The organism is Streptococcus sp. HF-1907 (genome assembly GCF_015594605.1).
Lineage (GTDB): Bacteria > Bacillota > Bacilli > Lactobacillales > Streptococcaceae > Streptococcus.
This window is the reverse complement of the sequence record NZ_JADNQT010000004.1, coordinates 12,846-30,149: the sequence shown is the minus strand read 5'-3', so window position 1 is coordinate 30,149 and position 17,304 is coordinate 12,846. Positions and strand designations below refer to the sequence as shown.

General features: G+C 44.2%; 19 protein-coding genes and 1 pseudogene. 16 read left to right on the top strand and 4 right to left on the bottom strand.

Annotated features, from left to right (window positions below; all coding sequences use genetic code 11):
* The first annotated feature begins 21 nt into the window (after nt 1-21).
* From IYQ92_RS03800 to ndk, 16 genes and pseudogenes are all read left to right on the top strand, one after another.
* Nucleotides 22-447, top strand: a complete 426-nt coding sequence (locus IYQ92_RS03800; protein WP_195675420.1) for a MarR family winged helix-turn-helix transcriptional regulator — start codon at nt 22-24, stop codon at nt 445-447.
* Entirely contained in the window at nt 447-1,832 is a 1,386-nt protein-coding gene (locus IYQ92_RS03795; RefSeq protein ID WP_195675419.1) for an MFS transporter, read from the top strand. Before IYQ92_RS03800 ends, IYQ92_RS03795 begins: the two co-directional genes overlap by 1 nt.
* 116 nt (nt 1,833-1,948) lie before the next feature.
* Nucleotides 1,949-2,956: a DNA/RNA non-specific endonuclease gene (locus IYQ92_RS10595; RefSeq protein WP_324253053.1), complete on the top strand. Its 1,008-nt coding sequence runs from the start codon at nt 1,949-1,951 to the stop codon at nt 2,954-2,956.
* Nucleotides 2,957-3,021: 65 nt separating this feature from the next.
* The gene (locus tag IYQ92_RS03785; RefSeq protein WP_195675418.1) at nt 3,022-3,933 is read left to right on the top strand and encodes a DMT family transporter; all 912 of its coding nucleotides are present in this window, start codon (nt 3,022-3,024) and stop codon (nt 3,931-3,933) included.
* A gap of 353 nt (nt 3,934-4,286) precedes the next feature.
* The gene (locus IYQ92_RS03780; protein WP_195675417.1) at nt 4,287-4,814 is read left to right on the top strand and encodes a YqeG family HAD IIIA-type phosphatase; all 528 of its coding nucleotides are present in this window, start codon (nt 4,287-4,289) and stop codon (nt 4,812-4,814) included.
* On the top strand, nt 4,814-5,932 hold the full coding sequence (yqeH, locus tag IYQ92_RS03775; RefSeq protein ID WP_195675416.1) for a ribosome biogenesis GTPase YqeH: 1,119 nt from the start codon (nt 4,814-4,816) through the stop codon (nt 5,930-5,932). Before IYQ92_RS03780 ends, yqeH begins: the two co-directional genes overlap by 1 nt.
* A 199-nt stretch (nt 5,933-6,131) precedes the next feature.
* Nucleotides 6,132-6,449: a ribosome assembly RNA-binding protein YhbY gene (yhbY, locus tag IYQ92_RS03770; protein WP_195675415.1), complete on the top strand. Its 318-nt coding sequence runs from the start codon at nt 6,132-6,134 to the stop codon at nt 6,447-6,449.
* A 210-nt stretch (nt 6,450-6,659) separates the two neighbouring features.
* Complete coding sequence (locus IYQ92_RS03765) at nt 6,660-7,292, top strand: nicotinate-nucleotide adenylyltransferase (protein ID WP_195675414.1); 633 nt, start codon at nt 6,660-6,662, stop codon at nt 7,290-7,292.
* Entirely contained in the window at nt 7,289-7,882 is a 594-nt protein-coding gene (gene yqeK / locus IYQ92_RS03760; protein WP_195675413.1) for a bis(5'-nucleosyl)-tetraphosphatase (symmetrical) YqeK, read from the top strand. Before IYQ92_RS03765 ends, yqeK begins: the two co-directional genes overlap by 4 nt.
* A 1-nt stretch (nt 7,883) precedes the next feature.
* Nucleotides 7,884-8,237, top strand: coding sequence for a ribosome silencing factor (rsfS, locus tag IYQ92_RS03755; protein WP_195675412.1), 354 nt, complete (start codon nt 7,884-7,886; stop codon nt 8,235-8,237).
* A 53-nt stretch (nt 8,238-8,290) separates the two neighbouring features.
* Nucleotides 8,291-8,752: an HIT family protein gene (locus IYQ92_RS03750; protein WP_195675411.1), complete on the top strand. Its 462-nt coding sequence runs from the start codon at nt 8,291-8,293 to the stop codon at nt 8,750-8,752.
* A gap of 2 nt (nt 8,753-8,754) precedes the next feature.
* Entirely contained in the window at nt 8,755-9,495 is a 741-nt protein-coding gene (locus tag IYQ92_RS03745; protein WP_195675410.1) for a class I SAM-dependent DNA methyltransferase, read from the top strand.
* Between the two features lie 1,133 nt (nt 9,496-10,628).
* Nucleotides 10,629-11,381 (top strand): DUF6261 family protein, encoded by a 753-nt coding sequence (locus IYQ92_RS03740; protein ID WP_195675409.1) that lies wholly within the window; start codon nt 10,629-10,631, stop codon nt 11,379-11,381.
* A 231-nt stretch (nt 11,382-11,612) separates the two neighbouring features.
* Complete coding sequence (locus IYQ92_RS03735; protein WP_195675408.1) at nt 11,613-12,701, top strand: nucleotidyltransferase; 1,089 nt, start codon at nt 11,613-11,615, stop codon at nt 12,699-12,701.
* Nucleotides 12,702-12,757: 56 nt separating this feature from the next.
* Nucleotides 12,758-13,482 (top strand): annotated as a pseudogene (locus IYQ92_RS03730) (MerR family transcriptional regulator).
* 553 nt (nt 13,483-14,035) lie between these two features.
* A complete protein-coding gene (gene ndk, locus IYQ92_RS03725; RefSeq protein ID WP_195675407.1) occupies nt 14,036-14,452 on the top strand; it encodes a nucleoside-diphosphate kinase in 417 nt (138 codons plus the stop codon).
* Between the two features lie 170 nt (nt 14,453-14,622).
* Here the strand turns inward: ndk and IYQ92_RS03720 are convergent, their stop codons facing one another.
* From IYQ92_RS03720 to dhaK, 4 genes are read right to left on the bottom strand one after another with little or no spacing between them, the layout of a single operon-like run.
* Nucleotides 14,623-15,336, bottom strand: a complete 714-nt coding sequence (locus tag IYQ92_RS03720; RefSeq protein ID WP_195675406.1) for an MIP/aquaporin family protein — start codon at nt 15,334-15,336, stop codon at nt 14,623-14,625.
* A gap of 11 nt (nt 15,337-15,347) precedes the next feature.
* Nucleotides 15,348-15,722 carry a dihydroxyacetone kinase phosphoryl donor subunit DhaM gene (gene dhaM, locus IYQ92_RS03715; protein WP_195675405.1) on the bottom strand — a complete coding sequence of 125 codons (375 nt, stop codon included), beginning with the start codon at nt 15,720-15,722 and terminating at the stop codon, nt 15,348-15,350.
* On the bottom strand, nt 15,723-16,301 hold the full coding sequence (dhaL, locus tag IYQ92_RS03710) for a dihydroxyacetone kinase subunit DhaL (RefSeq protein WP_195675404.1): 579 nt from the start codon (nt 16,299-16,301) through the stop codon (nt 15,723-15,725).
* A gap of 9 nt (nt 16,302-16,310) precedes the next feature.
* Nucleotides 16,311-17,303, bottom strand: a complete 993-nt coding sequence (dhaK, locus tag IYQ92_RS03705; RefSeq protein ID WP_195675403.1) for a dihydroxyacetone kinase subunit DhaK — start codon at nt 17,301-17,303, stop codon at nt 16,311-16,313.
* Between the last annotated feature and the right edge of the window lies 1 nt (nt 17,304).

Sequence of the window (17,304 nt, the reverse complement as noted above, 5' to 3'; positions counted from 1 at the left end):
AGCTAACAAAAAGGAGGGCTTATGACTGATAGTTATGGTCGCTTATTAAAGCAAGCTAGTAATCAAATGGGGCGGCGGTTTGATTATTTTGCTAAGAAGAATAACTTAACTGGTACACAGATGTCTGTCATTGATTTTTTAAGTAGGCAAGAAAAAGAGGACTATTTTCAAAGAGATATTGAACGAGAATTCAATATTCAGCGGTCAACTACGACTGTTTTACTACAAAGGATGGAGACCAAGGGGCTTATTAGCAGAACGGTTTCTAAAAAAGATGCTCGGCAAAAGTCGGTCATTTTGACGGATAAGGCTAAGAGTCTGGCACAGATTAGTCAAGATTATCTTGAAAAAGAAAATGAAGACTTGCATCGTCGTTTTTCAGTTGATGAGCTGAACACGTTTAAAGCAATCTTAGATTATTACATTTACAAGGAGGACGAGGACTAATGAATGGACAGAAAATCTCAAAAAAATTATTAGGAGCTATATTAGCGACTGGGTTACTATCATTTTCTGGGGTTATTGTGGAGACAGCCATGAATATCACTTTCCCGACTTTGATGAAGACTTTCCATGTCAATACAGCCACTGTTCAGTGGATGACAACTATTTACCTTTTGGTCGTAGCCATGGTGGTTCCCTTATCTGCTTATATCAAACGCTCTTTTAAGACAAAATCAGCCTTTCTAATGGCAAACTTTTTGTTTATGATTGGTCTTGTTATTGATACAGTGACACCAAATTTTAGTATTTTATTGCTGGGTAGGGTCATTCAAGGAATCGGTGTCGGCATTGCTCTTCCTCTGATGTTTAATATTATTCTTGAGCAAGTACCTAAGTCAAAAATCGGTATCATGATGGGGGTGGGGACCCTAATTACCGCTGTTGCGCCAGCTATTGGTCCTACCTTTGGAGGCTTCGTCGCATCCAGTCTTGGTTGGCGGTACATCTTTTGGTTGCTCTTGCCAATTCTCATCCTCTCTTTAGGGATTGGTCTAGCGACAATCGAACAAAAGAGCGCTGTGTCTAGGTCATCCTTGGATATGTTAAGTGTGCTGGCTATTATTATTACTTTTGTCGGTTTGATTTTGGGAATCAATCACTTGGCTGAGCATGCATTCTTTAGCTTTTCAGTTATTGGCTGGTTGATGATTGGTTGTCTTGGCTTAAGTTTACTTGTTCTTAGAAGTCGCTCGATTGACAATCCGATTATTAATTTATCTGTCTTGGCAAATCGTGCCTTTTCAGGACATGCGATTGCCTTCTTCCTCTTCCAATTAGGAGCGCTAGCCATGTCTTACCTGTTACCAAACTACATTCAGCTGGTCAATGGCTCAACGTCAACAGTTGCAGGGCTCTTGGTCTTGCCTGGTGCGGTAATCGGTGCCTGCTTTGCCCCATTTAGCGGAACAATTTTGGATAAATTGGGCGCACGTAAACCAATTTTAACGGGGGCGAGCTTGGTTCTCCTTGCTCACCTGCTTTTCAGTATCTTTGGGATGCACTTGTCAAATGCCCTCCTAGCTTCACTTTACATCGTCTTTATGCTAGGGGTCGGTATGTCTTTTGGAAATATCATGACAAGCGGCCAACAGTCAGTCTCAAAAGTCGAACAAGCAGATGCCAACGCTATTTTTAACACCTTGCAACAATTTGCTGGCGCTATGGGAACAACAGTCGCTTCCTTGATTGTAGCCATGAGCCAAACAAATACTTTAATGGCATATACCAAGGCAACAGCCCAAGGCTCACAACACGCTTTCATCTTGCTTTTCGTTCTAGGTATCTGTCAGCTGGTCATCTTAGCTAAGGTGGTTAAGAAGGCTGACTAGATTTTGAATTAGCCTAGTTTGTCTGCCAACAAGCCATTTTCTTAAGCCGAAAAGTCCACAATCTCTTTTCTCTATAGTAAAATATAAGTAGTCATATCATTGGGAGGGGAGATGCTGTGTCGAAGAAAAAGACAAGTCCGAAAACGAAAAAATCCATTAAGCGGTCTAAGCCTGTCAGTAGAGTTTGGTGGGGAAATTTAGATAAGCCCTTGCGTGCTATTTTAGTACTCTCTGTGGTTTTGGTGCTTATTGCTAGTTACTTTTTCCTAGCCTATGCTCCGCTGGACCAATTTCCAAGTTCATATCAAAAAATGGTCAGCCAGCTACAATCAAAAATAAGGCTTGCAGAGAGCGAACATTCTAGCAGACAGGTCATCAAGGGCATCGGTGAAATAGACACTTGGCAATCTGTAGATGCACCGGTGACCTCGCTCCCAAATGACACTGGTAACTGGACGCTTGAGAAATATCCCAACTACTACCGAGTTATCGGCAAGAGTGACATGGACGAGACGCAGTTTCCGCTGACAGAGACGGTTTACCGTGACTTCGATGATAATGCCTCAACGCCCAAAACAGCTTCAACTATCGGTAAGATTGACTACACAGGCTTGGATGAGCTGGGACGGACGCAGACTGTTCGTGCGACGCTGACTTATGTCAACGTCTTTGATTCTTACGGCACTCGCCAGACTTTTGCTAAGGATGCAAACCCCGCTGGTTGGGGGCACAACGACAAGGTAACCATTTCTTGGGTCAATGGCAGAGCTTATCATGGTTACTTCTGGAATCGCAGCCACCTAGTAGCGGATAGCTTGGGAGGCGCAGCCATTCGCCAAAACCTCATCACTGGAACCAGAACGCAAAATGTCGGAGGCGTGGACCAAAATGGAGGCATGCGCTACACGGAGAAAAAGGCTCAGAAATGGCTGGAAGCCAATCAAAATGGAATTCTCTACTATGAAGCAAAAACCATCTATTACGGCAAGGAGCTAGTTCCTCGCTCAGTCATGGTGTCCATGAAGTCGTCAGACGGCGTTATCGACGAACAAGTGGAAGTTTTCAATGTTGCCAATGGCTTCACCATCGATTACAGCACGGGAACTTACAGCAAAAATAATTAGAAGTCGCTAGTCACTGACTAGTGATTTTTGTTATAATAGAGCCACTAAATCATCAAGGAGAGTTTATGTCAAAAGAACTTAAAGGAAGTCTTGTGGTCCTAATTGCAGGGTCAGCCTGGGGCATTTCAGGGGTCAGTGGACAATATCTGATGAGCCATGGCGTGTCGGTCAATCTACTGACCTCTTTACGCCTGCTTATTTCAGGAATTATTTTGATAGCCATTGTGGCTTTTCAGCAACCAAAGGAACTTAAAAAAGCTGTCAGAAGTAAATCATTTGTCCTTCCAACGATTATGTTCAGTATTTTCGGTTTGGTGATGAATCAATACGCTTACTTGCAAGCCATCAACCACACCAATGCTGGTACAGCAACGGTGCTCCAATACATGACCCCCGTTCTCATCTTGGCGCTAGTCTGTTTGAAAAATCGCACCTTGCCGACAACAGTCGAAGTTGGTGCGATTATTCTAGCTATTGCTGGGACTTTCATTATGTCGACTCATGGGAAGATTGGTAGCTTGGCTATCACGCCACTTGGTCTCTTCTGGGGACTGGGTTCTGCGGTCACCTATGCGGCCTACATCCTGATTCCAGTCAAGGTGATTCGCGAGTGGGGGAGCTTGATGACTATTGGCAGTGCCATGCTTATTGGTGGGGTCACCTTCTCCCTCGTGACGCGCGCCTGGACCCTAAGCACATCCCTAGATGCCAAGATTCTCCTAGCCTACTTCGGGATTATTGGTGTCGGTACCGTCTTTGCCTACACCATTTTCCTTATGGGAGTTACCATGATTGGAGCGGTCAAGGGAAGTCTTCTCGCCTCCATCGAGCCCGTCGCTTCCGTCATCCTCACCGTCCTCATCATGGGCGCTCACTTCTATCTCAGCGATTTTTTGGGGATGCTTTGCATCCTCATGGCGGTGCTCTTAATCAGTTTGAAAGACCTGGTTGCCACTAGCAAAATGAGCAAGAACTAACCCAAGTCAGATTCGAAAGAGTCTGACTTTTTTTGCTACAAAATTGCTCCTAAGTGCGAAGATTTAGTTAGAATTTTTAAGAATTCCTTCTGAATCTTGGAAATTAGACTTGTCTTTTCAGAAATTCTTACTCAAGCACCAGGATTTAGTCTTAATTTTCAGAAATTCTTCTTAAATCGTCAAGATTTATATAATAACGTTCGGTATTTGCTTTAAATCGCGGAGATTTGGATTGACTATTGCTTGTAGAGCCAGTGTACACTTGAAACTAAAAAAGAACTACTGTCCCAAGCTCTGCTATTTTCTAGAAAATATGGTAAAATAAATAGTAAAATATATTTTTGGAGATAACATTGAGTATAGATGATTATAGGCCGACCTTCGTGGTTGAGGCAGTTTATGATTTAAAAGCGGAAGATTTGTTGCGTCACGGGATTCGTGCGGTTTTGGTGGATTTGGATAATACGCTTATCGCCTGGAATAATCCTGATGGAACGCCTGAGGTGCGGGCTTGGTTGGATGCCATGACGACGGCTGATATTTCGGTTGTGGTGGTGTCTAACAACAAGCATTCGCGTGTGGAACGTGCGGTAGATCTCTTTGGTGTGGACTTTGTCAGTCGCGCCATGAAGCCTTTTACACGAGGCATCAACATGGCTATTGAGCGCTACGGCTTTGACCGCGATGAAGTCATTATGGTCGGTGACCAGCTCATGACTGATATTCGTGCAGCTCATCGCGCTGACATTAAGTCGGTGCTCGTTAAACCACTGGTCAAATCGGATGCTTGGAATACGAAAATTAATCGCTGGCGTGAACGTCGCGTTTGGAAAAAAATCGAAGAAAAATACGGAAAAATCAAGTATCAAAAAGGAATTTAATGGAAGAATTATTTTGTATTGGCTGTGGTGCCAAAATTCAAACAGAAAACAAGGAAGTAGCGGGTTACACGCCCCAGTCTGCTCTTGAAAAGGGGCTAGAAACCGGTGAATTATACTGTCAGCGCTGTTTCAGACTACGTCACTATAATGAGATCACAGACGTTCACATCACCGATGATGAGTTCTTGAAACTCCTTCACGAAGTGGGCGACAGCGATGCTCTTGTGGTTAACGTTGTGGATATTTTTGACTTTAACGGTTCAGTTATTCCAGGGCTTAGCCGTTTTGTTTCAGGAAATGACGTCCTTCTTGTGGGGAACAAGAAGGATATTTTGCCTAAGTCTGTCAAGGACGGTAAGGTGACTCAGTGGTTGACCGAGCGCGCTCACGAAGAGGGACTTCGTCCTGTGGATGTGATTTTGACTAGCGCTCAAAACCATCATGCCATCAAGGAATTGATTGACACCATCGAGAAATTGCGCAGGGGTCGCGATGTCTATGTGGTTGGTGTGACCAACGTTGGAAAATCAACCCTTATCAACGCTATCATCCGTGAAATTACTGGTAACAGAGATGTCATCACGACTTCGCGTTTTCCAGGAACAACCCTTGACAAGATTGAGATTCCGCTTGACGACGGTTCTTACATCTTTGACACGCCAGGGATTATCCACCGCCACCAGATGGCTCATTATTTGACGGATAAGAACCTCAAGTACATCAGTCCTAAAAAGGAAATCAAGCCAAAAACCTACCAGCTCAACCCAGAGCAAACCCTTTTCTTAGCTGGTCTGGCTCGCTTCGATTTTGTTTCAGGACAAAAGCAGGGCTTCACAGCTTATTTTGACAATAACTTGAACCTCCACCGTACCAAGCTTGAGGGAGCTGGTGCTTTTTATGAAAAGCACGTTGGAAGCCTATTAACACCGCCAACTGATAAAGAAGTCAAAGACTTCCCTAAACTAGTCCGCCACGAATTTACCATCAAAGACAAAATGGACATCGTCTATTCAGGTCTAGGATGGATTCGTGTCAAAGCCAGCGCCGACCAACCAGTGGTCGTTGCCGCCTGGGCACCAGAAGGCGTAGCAGTGGTTTTACGCAAAGCCTTGATTTAATAAACAGCTCTGCCATTGCGAACGCAGTGAGCACACACCAAATACTCTTCGCCGTAGTGGCATTGACCTTAAGCATTTTTGATTAAGGTCAACGGAAACCTTGAGACTTAGGTTCAAGGTTTAGCAATGGAACTCCGCATGAGGTCGCTTGCGTCCACACTACCTAAGAGGAGTATGACAAAACAGAAAAAGGAAATTTATGTTAACATCAAAACAACGTGCCTTCTTAAAATCAGAGGCACACACAATGAAACCCATCATACAAATCGGAAAAAATGGTCTTAACGACCAAATTAAAACCAGCGTCCGTAACGCTCTTGATGCCCGTGAATTGATCAAAGTTACTTTGCTTCAAAACACAGACGAAGATATCCACGAAGTCGCTGAAATCCTAGAAGACGAAATCGGCTGTGACACCGTCCTAAAAATCGGCCGCATCCTAATTCTCTACAAGGAGTCAAACCGCAAAGAAAACCGCAAACTCTCAGTAAAAGTCAAAGCTATCAAAACAAACTAATAGCGAGAGTAGCTAAAACAAGCACACAGCGCCAGCCATCGCGAACGCAGTGAGCCCAAACAACTTTCTTTTCGCTGTGGTAAATTTCATAGTAACAACGAAGTTGTTACTATGAACGGAACTTTGGAGACTTCGAAGGAGGTCGCTTGCGTCCGCCACCACCTAAGAAAAGGAAATACAAAATAAGAATAATTTGTTCATGGAGGACCTATGGCACTCGAACTGCTTACACCATTTACAAAAGTTGAATTAGAAGAGAAAAAACGTGACCGCAACCGCAAGCAAGTCGGTATTTTGGGAGGAAACTTTAACCCTGTTCACAATGCTCACTTGGTTGTAGCTGACCAAGTGCGCCAGCAATTATCCCTTGATGAGGTCTTGCTCATGCCTGAGTTTACACCGCCACATGTGGATAAAAAAGAAACCATCGATGAAAAGCACCGCCTCAAGATGTTGGAGCTTGCTATTGACGATGTTGCTGGGCTTGGCATTGAAACCATTGAGCTTGATCGCAAGGGTATCAGCTACACCTACGATACCATGAAGCTTTTGACGGAGAGGAATCCTGATGTAGATTATTATTTCATCATTGGCGCTGACATGGTGGACTATCTTCCTAAATGGCACCGCATTGACGAGCTCATTCAGATGGTGCAGTTTGTGGGTGTTCAACGTCCCAAGTACAAGGCGGGCACCTCTTACCCTGTCATCTGGGTGGACGTTCCTCTCATGGATATCTCGTCTAGCATGGTGCGCAGCTTTATCAAAGATGGTCGCGACCCCAACTATCTCCTCCCTAAAACGGTGCTAGACTACATCAAGGAAGAAGGACTCTACAAATGACCTATGAATCTTACACTGGCATGAGCCGTGAGGTGCTTTTGGAAAAAGTGCAGAGCGTCATGTCTGACAAGCGTTTCCGCCATGTCCTAGGTGTGGAAAGGGCTGCACAGGAATTGGCTGAGCTTCACAACTATGATGTGGAAAAGGCAGGACTTGCAGGTCTGCTGCATGATTACGCTAAAGAAGTGGCTGACGCTGATTTTCTGGCTCTCATTGACAAGTATGACTTAGACCCAGACCTGAAAAACTGGAACAATAATATCTGGCATGGTGTGGTTGGCATTTACAAGATTCAAGAGGACTTGGGGATTTCAGATCCTGAAATCTTAAGATCTATTGAGCGCCATACCATTGGAGCTGTTGACATGACCACTCTTGAAAAGATTGTTTATGTGGCGGATTACATTGAACATAACCGAAACTTCCCTGGGGTTGATGAGGCGCGTGTGATAGCGCAAGCTAGTCTCGATAAGGCTGTGGCTTACGAAACTGCCCACACAGTGGCTTTTCTAGCTAGCAAAGCGCAGCCCATTTACCCTAAAACAATAGAAACTTACAATGCCTACGTGCATTGCTTACATGAGGATTAATATGACTGAAAAAGAACTTTTGCAATTGGTTGTTAAGGCCGCTGATGAGAAGCGTGCTGAGGATATGGTAATTTTGGATTTGCAACCGGTGACTAGCCTTGCAGATTACTTTGTGATTATGAGCGCGTCAAATAGTCGTCAGCTTGATGCTCTTGCGGAGAATATTCGTGAGAAAGTCAAGGAAGCTGACGCTTACGTTGCCCAACCAGAGGGCGACAGCAGAGCGGGTTGGGTTCTCCTTGACCTAAACAGCATCATCGTTCACATCTTCTCAGAAGACGAGCGCGAGCACTACAACCTTGAAAAACTTTGGCATGAAGCACCAATGCTTGATGTTGAGGATTTTTTGAAATAGAGCAAAAAGAACCTTGTCAAATGACAAGGTTTTCGTGAAAGAAGGGGAGTTTTATGTGTTTAATTTGTTCTCGGATTGAGATGATAGCAAAAAATCAAAATCCTTATTTTGTCAAAGAGTTACGGACAGGTTATGTTGTCTTAGGAGACCACCAACATTTTAGGGGCTACACACTTTTCTTAGGGAAAAATCATATTACCGAGCTAGACCAACTTGATAGAGAAGAGCGTAATCTATTTTTATCTGATATGGCAGATGTTGCTGAGGCTGTTAAAGTTGCTTTTGGTGCGGATAAGATGAATTGTGAGTTGCTTGGAAATGGGGATGCGCATGTTCATTGGCATCTATTTCCGAGACGATCAGGTGACTTAGGAGAATATGGTCATGAGGGAAAAGGACCAGTCTGGTGGTATCCTATGGAACTTATGTATGATGAGGATAAGAAACCGACAGCAAATGACTTGGCTTTAATGAAGCAGGACCTTCTGAACGCATTAGAAAAAATTGGAGTATAACCATGGCAACTTATGAAACTTTCGCATCGGTTTATGATGCGGTGATGGACGATTCTTTGTATGACAAGTGGACGGACTTTTCGCTCCGACATTTGCCAAAGTCAAAGGATAAAAAGAAACTTTTGGAGCTGGCTTGCGGGACTGGGATTCAGTCCATTCGCTTTGCGCAAGCTGGCTTTGAGGTGACTGGACTTGACTTGAGCGCTGATATGCTCAGGATTGCTGAGAAACGCGCAGCTTCTGCCAAGAAGAAAATTGACTTCCTCCAAGGCAATATGTTGGACTTGTCGCAGGCTGGCAAGTACGACTTTGTGACCTGCTACTCGGACTCAATCTGCTATATGCAGGACGAGGTTGAGGTTGGCGACGTCTTCAAGCAGGTCTATGACGCCCTCAATGACGACGGCGTCTTCATCTTTGACGTTCACTCAACCTACCAGACTGACCAGGTCTTCCCTGGCTATTCTTACCATGAAAATGCTGAAGAGTTTGCCATGCTTTGGGATACTTATGAAGATGAGGTTCCGCATTCTATCGTGCATGAGCTGACCTTTTTTGTGCAAGAGGCGGATGGCAGCTTTACGCGCCATGATGAAATTCATGAAGAACGCACTTACGAGGTCTTAACTTATGATATTCTCTTAGAGCAAGCGGGGTTTAAGTCTTTCAAACTCTATGCAGATTTTGAAGACAAAGAGCCAACTGAAACGTCTGCGCGTTGGTTCTTTGTGGCGCAGAAATAAGTCTGCTTTAGTTGTTGACAGTAAAAAGTCTATTTTGACAGATAGACAGGAATTTGATAGACTAATTAAAAAGGTGTTGAGCGCCAACTCAACACCTTCTGTAGAACTGCTTAACAGTGATTCATAGTTAGTTGGTTAAAAAATAACCGTCAGAACTGTATTAAAGTTTGCTGACGGTTATTTTTTGTCCACGATTGCTAAGATGATAACGATTATTAAGCTAAGCAAGTCTAGTAATAAACTGGCGAAAGCTATGATAACCATTACGACATCAGCTAACAAAATGCTCCTCCGATGGCACAGTTGGCGAAACGATATTTTTCGCCAACTGAGACTGGTGCGAGGCATAGCCAATCTTCCATAGAAGTTGGCGTAAATGCCTAGCCTTTCTGTTAGATTTAATACTTATTTCCATAAGCAAACGAAGGAGGAGAGCGAAGCTCTCCCTATTTCCCACCTTTCAAAGTCCCCCAGACTTTGAAAGCCATACAGAAACTTCGGAACCACGTAGTGGATACTAAAAAATGGCTAAGATTGCCATCTTGCCATTTTAAGTATCTGTAGCATGCGTATTTCTAACTCGCTTTGCTTCGTAGAACTACGTCACGTCGTAACAGGTCTACAATTTATTATTCGTAATGAGTTCTAAAAATGTTTTTTTATCTAAGAAAACTACTAAAGAAAATATTAACTGCTAGATAATGGGTTTCCTTGAAGTATAGAAAACTAATTTCCAACCGAATTTGATCTTTCCTAACTGCTGTGGAGTAAATTTCCGCGCGCCCTTACTCTTCCTGAGTGGCTAGGGAACATATTTCCGCGCGCCGTCAACTTCCCTGAGCGCTAGGCAACATATTTCTGCGCACCGCCAACTACCCCAAGAGCTAGGCATCTCATTTCCGAGCGCCGCCACTCTCCTTAAGAGCTAGGCACCCCATTTCCGCACGTCGCTTCTTTCCTCGGCTACCGAACTAATTCATCTTCTTATGCCACCAGCCCTCTTCCCTTCTCTCTGAAAATTAAAACGATAGGTTCTTAACTTTCCTGCTTCTTGATTGGTTTTGGGGCTTGTTGTTGACAGGTCTCATTTTCATTTTCCACTTGATGGAAACCCGACTAAAGATAGAAAGTAGATGACAATGCACGATTACCAAATTGCACCATTACATTTGACGAAACTTGATAATGCGAGTCTTGCCCAACTGATGATTGAGAGCAGCTCTGCCATTGCCACCTTTGCGACAAAGGAAAGAGAGTCTCTCTATGCGTCCAAAAATGAAACTCTTAAAACTCTCCTTGCCGACTTTCAAGCAGGTTTGCACAAGTCTCGTAGCAGCCAGTTTGCTAAAGACTTGGAAAAAGCGGATAAGAACAGAGATGATGCGCTGACGACTTTGACGAGTCTGGTGGCTGCCTTCTCTTGCGTCCAGCAGGAGAGTATGGCTAAGGCCTACAAGCTCTTAGCTGACCTCTTTAAAAACTACAAAAACGTTACTGTTGCCGCTTATGAGAAAGAGACGGAAAACATCAACCACCTCTTAGCCCAGCTGGATAAGGAAACCTACCAGCCGGCACTTGAGGCCCTTAATTTGACGCCTCACCTTGAACAGCTCAGACTGACCCAAGCTAAGTTTGAAGCCCTTTATAAGTCTCGCTTGCAGGAGCAAAAGGGTACGGTTAGGTCAAATAGCAGAGCCTTGCGAGCTGACATGATTGAAGTCTATGATTTTCTGACTGATTTCACAGCTATCAATGCTTACGCCTATCCTGATAAATCCAAGTATGCCGACCTACGAGACCAGCTAAATACTATCCGTAGCCGTTACCGAAAAACTACTAGCAAGCAAAAGACAGTCAAGTCTGATAATCTTGACAGCAAAAGCTAGATAGCTCAGACAAAGACGCCTAGCCCAACTTAACCTAATGAGCCAGTCACCCCCTGACCAATCACAACCAAGACAGTTAAGAGCCTACCGTTTTCATTTTCAGATAGAGAAGAACGAAAACAATCTTCCAACCGATGTTGGAGGTTTACTAAAATGTTTCCCTTTTTAAACGGGAAGCATTTTTTGTTTGAATTGACATGTTATAATAAAAGAAATAAAAAGGAGTTTCAAATGACAGTCACAGGAATTATCGCCGAATTCAATCCCTTCCACAACGGGCACAAGTACCTCCTAGACCAGGCAAAGGGCGTGAAAATCGTTGCCATGTCAGGCAATTTTATGCAGCGGGGGGAACCTGCCATCGTTGACAAGTGGATCCGCGCTCAGATGGCGCTGGAAAATGGGGCTGATTTGGTGGTTGAGCTTCCTTTTCTGGTCGCCGTCCAGTCGGCGGACTATTTTGCTGAGGGCGCCATAGATATTTTGGCTAAGCTAGGTGTGGATAACCTGACCTTCGGCACCGAGTCCGTCCTTGATTACAACCTCATTGGGGACATCTATATAGAAAAGGCTCAAGAAATGGCGACTTTTCTAGAGAACCAGCCAACTCACCGCTCTTATCCACAGAAGACCCAGGCCATGTGGGAGCATTTTGCAGGCATCCAGTTCACAGGCGACACCCCTAATCATATTTTGGGGCTTGCCTACACCAAGGCAGCAAGCCAAAAGGGCATCCGCTTAACCCCCATAGAGCGTCAGGGCGCAGGCTATCATTCCAAAGAAAAAGATGTTGCCTACGCCTCAGCAACCAGTATCCGCCAGCACAAAGCTGACAAGGATTTCGTGAATGCCTTCATGCCCAATGCAGAGCTGCTCTTAGGAAGTCCACAGGTGTCATGGGAGAACTACTTCCAGTTGCTCAAATACCAAATTCTCACAAACCCAGACTTGACGCAGATTTACCAAGTCAACGACGAAGTCGCCAATCGTATCACAAGCAACATCCGCCATGTGGAAACAGTGGAAGAACTGGTGGATAAAGTCGCTACAAAACGCTACACTAAAGCGCGCGTGCGACGGATTTTGACTTACATTCTAGTAAACGCTGTGGAAAAATCACTGCCAGAGGCGGTTCATATCCTTGGTTTTACACAGAAAGGCAGAGAACACCTCAAAACTGTGAAAAAGTCAGTGGATATCGTCGCACGAATTGGGGCGGAGCCGTGGGATACAGTTACTCAGCAAGCTGACGCTGTTTATCAGCTGGGGGGGGAAGGAGTAGCAGAGCAGACTTGGGGACGAGTGCCGATAAAAATGTAGCAAACCCTTGACCCTTCCGCCACGTCATAGCTTATACTCCTAGTAGAGAGGTAACCATGAAGACAGTTAAAGACATGAGCGCCATTGCTGGTATCAGCGTGCGCACGCTCCACTATTATGATGAGATTGGCCTATTGTCACCTGCTTTTGTAGGGGAAAATGGCTATCGCTACTATGATGACGACAGTCCAGTTAGATTGCAGGAGATTCTCCTCTTTCGAGAACTGGAGTTTCCTCTCCAAAAACTAAACGACTATAAAAGAAATCATGGACAGCCCAAACTATTGACCGCAACCAAGCCCTAACTGACCAAATCACTTGGTTAGAACTGAAAAAACAACACTTGGAAGCAGTCATTAGTCAGGCTAAAGACATGCAAGGAGGACTAAAAATGACTGATTTTACAGCATATGATCAAGCAGAACTAGATGCATTTCAAGAGGAAGCCAAGGCACGTTGGGGACAGACATCAGCCTATCAAGCATTTGAAAGCAAACACAGCGCTAGCGATTTTTCAAAAAAACAAGAGAAAATGAACCAAATTCTGGTGGTCTTCGGAAAAATGAAGGACCGGCCAGCGTCAGACAACAAGGTTCAGGAACAAGTCAAGGTCTTGCAAGACTTCATCACCGATAACTTCTACCCCGGTACCAAGGAGATTTTGGTAGGCTTGGAGAAAATGTATGTCGCTGATGAGCGCTTCACCGAGAACATTGACAGTGCAGGTGGTCAGAGAACAGCAGAGTTTATAACACAAGCTATTGAGATTTATTGTCAGTGAGGTTGGGATTGGTAGCTGTCTTTTAAGGTTTATTTAAGAGAAACTTCGTATACTATAATCATCCTAAAAACTTTCACCGAAGGCAAGCTTCGGTATTCGTCACTGTAGTGAATTAAAGTTCAAACAGTGAACGTATCTTTTTTCATGGCAGTGGCTACTAGTCATCTTTTCACGGCTTTGCCGTTCAATCTGACAGTAGCCGTTGCATATGTATTCGTACGACCTGAAGGTCTACGACTACGGTAAAATCTCCGAGATAAGCCCTTGAGTAGTAGCAAGAGCTTATCTTTTTGTGTTTAGTGATAATAGTTGAAAAGAAAGGTTCGATTGTACAAGTGCTGTTAGTTTGATAGATTAGGGTGCAAACTTAGAGTAAACTTTTTACAGAAGACAGGCTTTGGTATCCCCGTATCTGTAAGCAAGAAACTTTTAGCAGCTACGTATCATAACGGTGTTCTTTCTTTTATCTTGAAAGTTTTTAATGAGTCATAGGTGATAGTTTGTTTTGAAAACCTTTTCTGATATAATAAAATAAAAACTATGGAGGTGTCTTATGCAAGAGACATTATTTATCATCAAGCCCGATGGCGTTGAGCGTGGTTTGGCTGGTGAGGTCTTACGTCGCATTGAGCGTCGTGGTTTTAAGCTAACCCGTATCAAGATGCTACAAGCCAGCAAGGAAATTTTAGCGAAGCACTATGAAGATTTGCTTGAGAAACCTTTTTACCATCAAATCGAGACTTATATGCTAGAAGGACCAATCATCGTTGGAACTTTCACTGGTTCTGATGCGGTAAAGACTTGGCGTAAAACAATGGGGGTGACTAACCCAGCTGAAGCAGAACTAGGTTCTATTCGTGCTGACTTTGCTCAAGGTCCAGATGAAAATGGCGACATGCGCAACATGGTTCACGGTTCAGATTCCGTAGAAGCAGCTAAACGTGAGATTGAAATCTGGTTTGGAGAATAGAAGCGAAAAAGCATATCAATTTTAGGTTTGTTTGAGTATGACTTTATATCATATGAGTATCCTAGCGGTAGCTGTTGCAAGTATGTTCGTATGACTGGAAGGTCAATTATTAATTTTGTCAACTAAAATAACCTCTCAGAAAGTCAATGAACTCTCTGGGAGGTTATTTGTTAAAGCATACCGAGTGCTAGGTTGTAAAGTAATGCTCCGAGGATGCCACCTGCAATTGGTCCTAGGACTGGAATCCAGGCATAAGACCAATCAGAATCCCCTTTGTTAGCAATTGGTAAAATGGCGTGCATAATGCGAGGACCGAGGTCACGAGCTGGGTTGATAGCATAGCCGGTTGTTGGACCAAGTGAAAAACCGACAGCGATAATAACAAGGCCAACGATAATCGGACCGAGACCGGAAGCTACCTTATTTGGGCCAATCGCCATAATGGTGATGACAAGAATGGCTGTTCCAAGGGCTTCGCCCAAAAAGTTAGACGCCGTGTGGCGGATGGCTGGACCAGTTGAAAAGCTACCTAAAATAGCGACTTGGTCCTTGGTTTCAGCCCAGTGTGGGTAGTAGTGAAGCCACAAGACCACAGCGGCAGCCATAGCTCCAAGCATTTGTGCTAGGATGAAGGTGAAAACTTGGTTCCATGGCAGAGATCCTGTTGTAGCCATAGCTAAAGTGACGGCAGGGTTTAAGTGAGCGGGACTGAAAAGCCCAGCAACGTAAACGGCAATAGTACAAGCAATTCCCCAACCAAATACAATTGGAACCCAACCAGTACCTTCTTCCTTGGTTTTCCCAAGAACATTACCGGCAACTACACCGTCACCAAGGAGAACTAAGATGAAAGTTCCAATAAATTCTCCAAAAAATTGAGTCATGATAATCTCCTTTACTTATTAATTTTTAACTCCTCTAATTGTGTTTCAATGCTGTCAAGGTCAGCGCCAGCTTGCAAGAGCGCTGCAGCCGTATAAGCCCCTTCCACAATTGGTACTGAGTTAATAATGATTTCTTTGTCTGAAAAATCAGCTACCATTTCCAGATTCATTTTGGCAGAACCCAGGTCAAAGAAAGCTAGTAGTGTATCCTTGTCATTTTGATCAATCACAGCCTGAACCTGGTCAAATGAGGTGCCGATGCCACCGTCTTCAGTTCCACCGACATAAGTGATGGAAACGTCTTTAGCCACTTCAGAAATTAATTCAATAACACCTTGAGCAATATACTTTGAGTGAGAAACGACAACCATTCCAACATCTGCCATTTAGACCCCTCCTACTTCAAGAAGGGATTTAAAGAGCAAGCCTGAAGAGAAAGAGCCTGGGTCGATATGTCCAATAGACCGATCCCCCACATAAGAAGCCCTGCCTTTGGTTGCTTTCATGTCTTTGGTTGCCTCAACCAGATTGTCGATAATTTCTTCGGTTAAGGTAGCCTCTTTGACTGCTGTAACAACACCGGTCCAGACATCGACCATGGTTTTTTCATTAATCTGCGCCTTACCACGCTTTTGAATCATCTCTAAGCCGCTAGCCAAGACATCTGCGATGCCAGCGCCAGCTTGTTCTGCCTTAGTCATGCCCATAAAAGCAGAGCCGTAAAGGGGACCAGATGCTCCGCCCACCTTACTCAAAAGTTGCATAGACACCATTTTTAGGACATCAGCTGCGCTGGCAAAATCAGCACCGTCCATGTTTTCCATAACGGCAGTCATGCCCCGAGCCATATTGCCACCGTGGTCGCCGTCTCCGATAGGAGTGTCGAGTTCTGATAAGTAATCTTTATTTTCTTGGATTTTAGCGTTGAAGGCTGTTATCCAAGCTTTTGCAGTTTGTACATCCATAGTTTCCTCCTATCCCCAAGCAATAGTTGTCACAGGGCTTTCAAGAGCAGCGCGCCAGTCTTCATTTTCCAACTTAATCAAAGTCAAGGACAAGCCAGCCATATCAATAGAAGTCATGTAGTTGCCGAGTTTTTTGTAGGTAATATCGAGATCTTTTTCGGTCAATAGCTGCGCGACATCGTTGGCAAAGATATATTGTTCCATTAACGGAGTAGCACCCATGCCGTTGATGAGGATACCGAATTTATCTCCAGCTTTAGCATCAAATGAGTCAGTCAATTTATCAACTAATTCCTTGGCTAGGTCTTTAGAAGACTGCATTTTTTCTTTGCGATAGCCTGGTTCACCATGTATGCCAATACCAAATTCAATTTCGTCATCTGCAAGGACAAAACCTGGTTTACCAACTTCAGGAACCGTTGCTCCACTGAGGGCTAGTCCTACAGTGTGGATATTTTTAACCAATTCATCAGCGCAAGCTTTAATCTCATCAAGTGATTTACCAGCGCGAGCCATTTCTCCCAGAATCTTATGAACAAAGATAGTGCCAGCTACACCGCGACGTCCTTGGGTGTAGAGGCTGTCCTCAACAGCAATATCATCGTCAACGATGACGCTAGCAACATTGATGCCTTCCATTTCAGCCATATCTTGTGCCATTTCGAAGTTCATGACATCACCAGAATAGTTCTTGATGACCATGAAAACGCCTGCGCCTTCATCAGCTTCTTTGATAGCTTGAAAAACTTGGTCAGGAGTAGGCGAAGTGAAAACGGCTCCGCAGATAGCAGCGGACAGCATGCCATCACCGACAAAGCCTGCGTGAGAAGGTTCGTGACCACTACCACCGCCAGAGATAATACCGACTTTGCCAGTTTTTTCAGCATTGCGGGCAATGATGTCAAAGCCTTCCACACGATGCACAAGGTCGCTGTGGACAAAGGCAAGACCATTAAGCATTTCAGGAAGCACATCTGTTGGTTTGTTGATAATTTTTTTCATG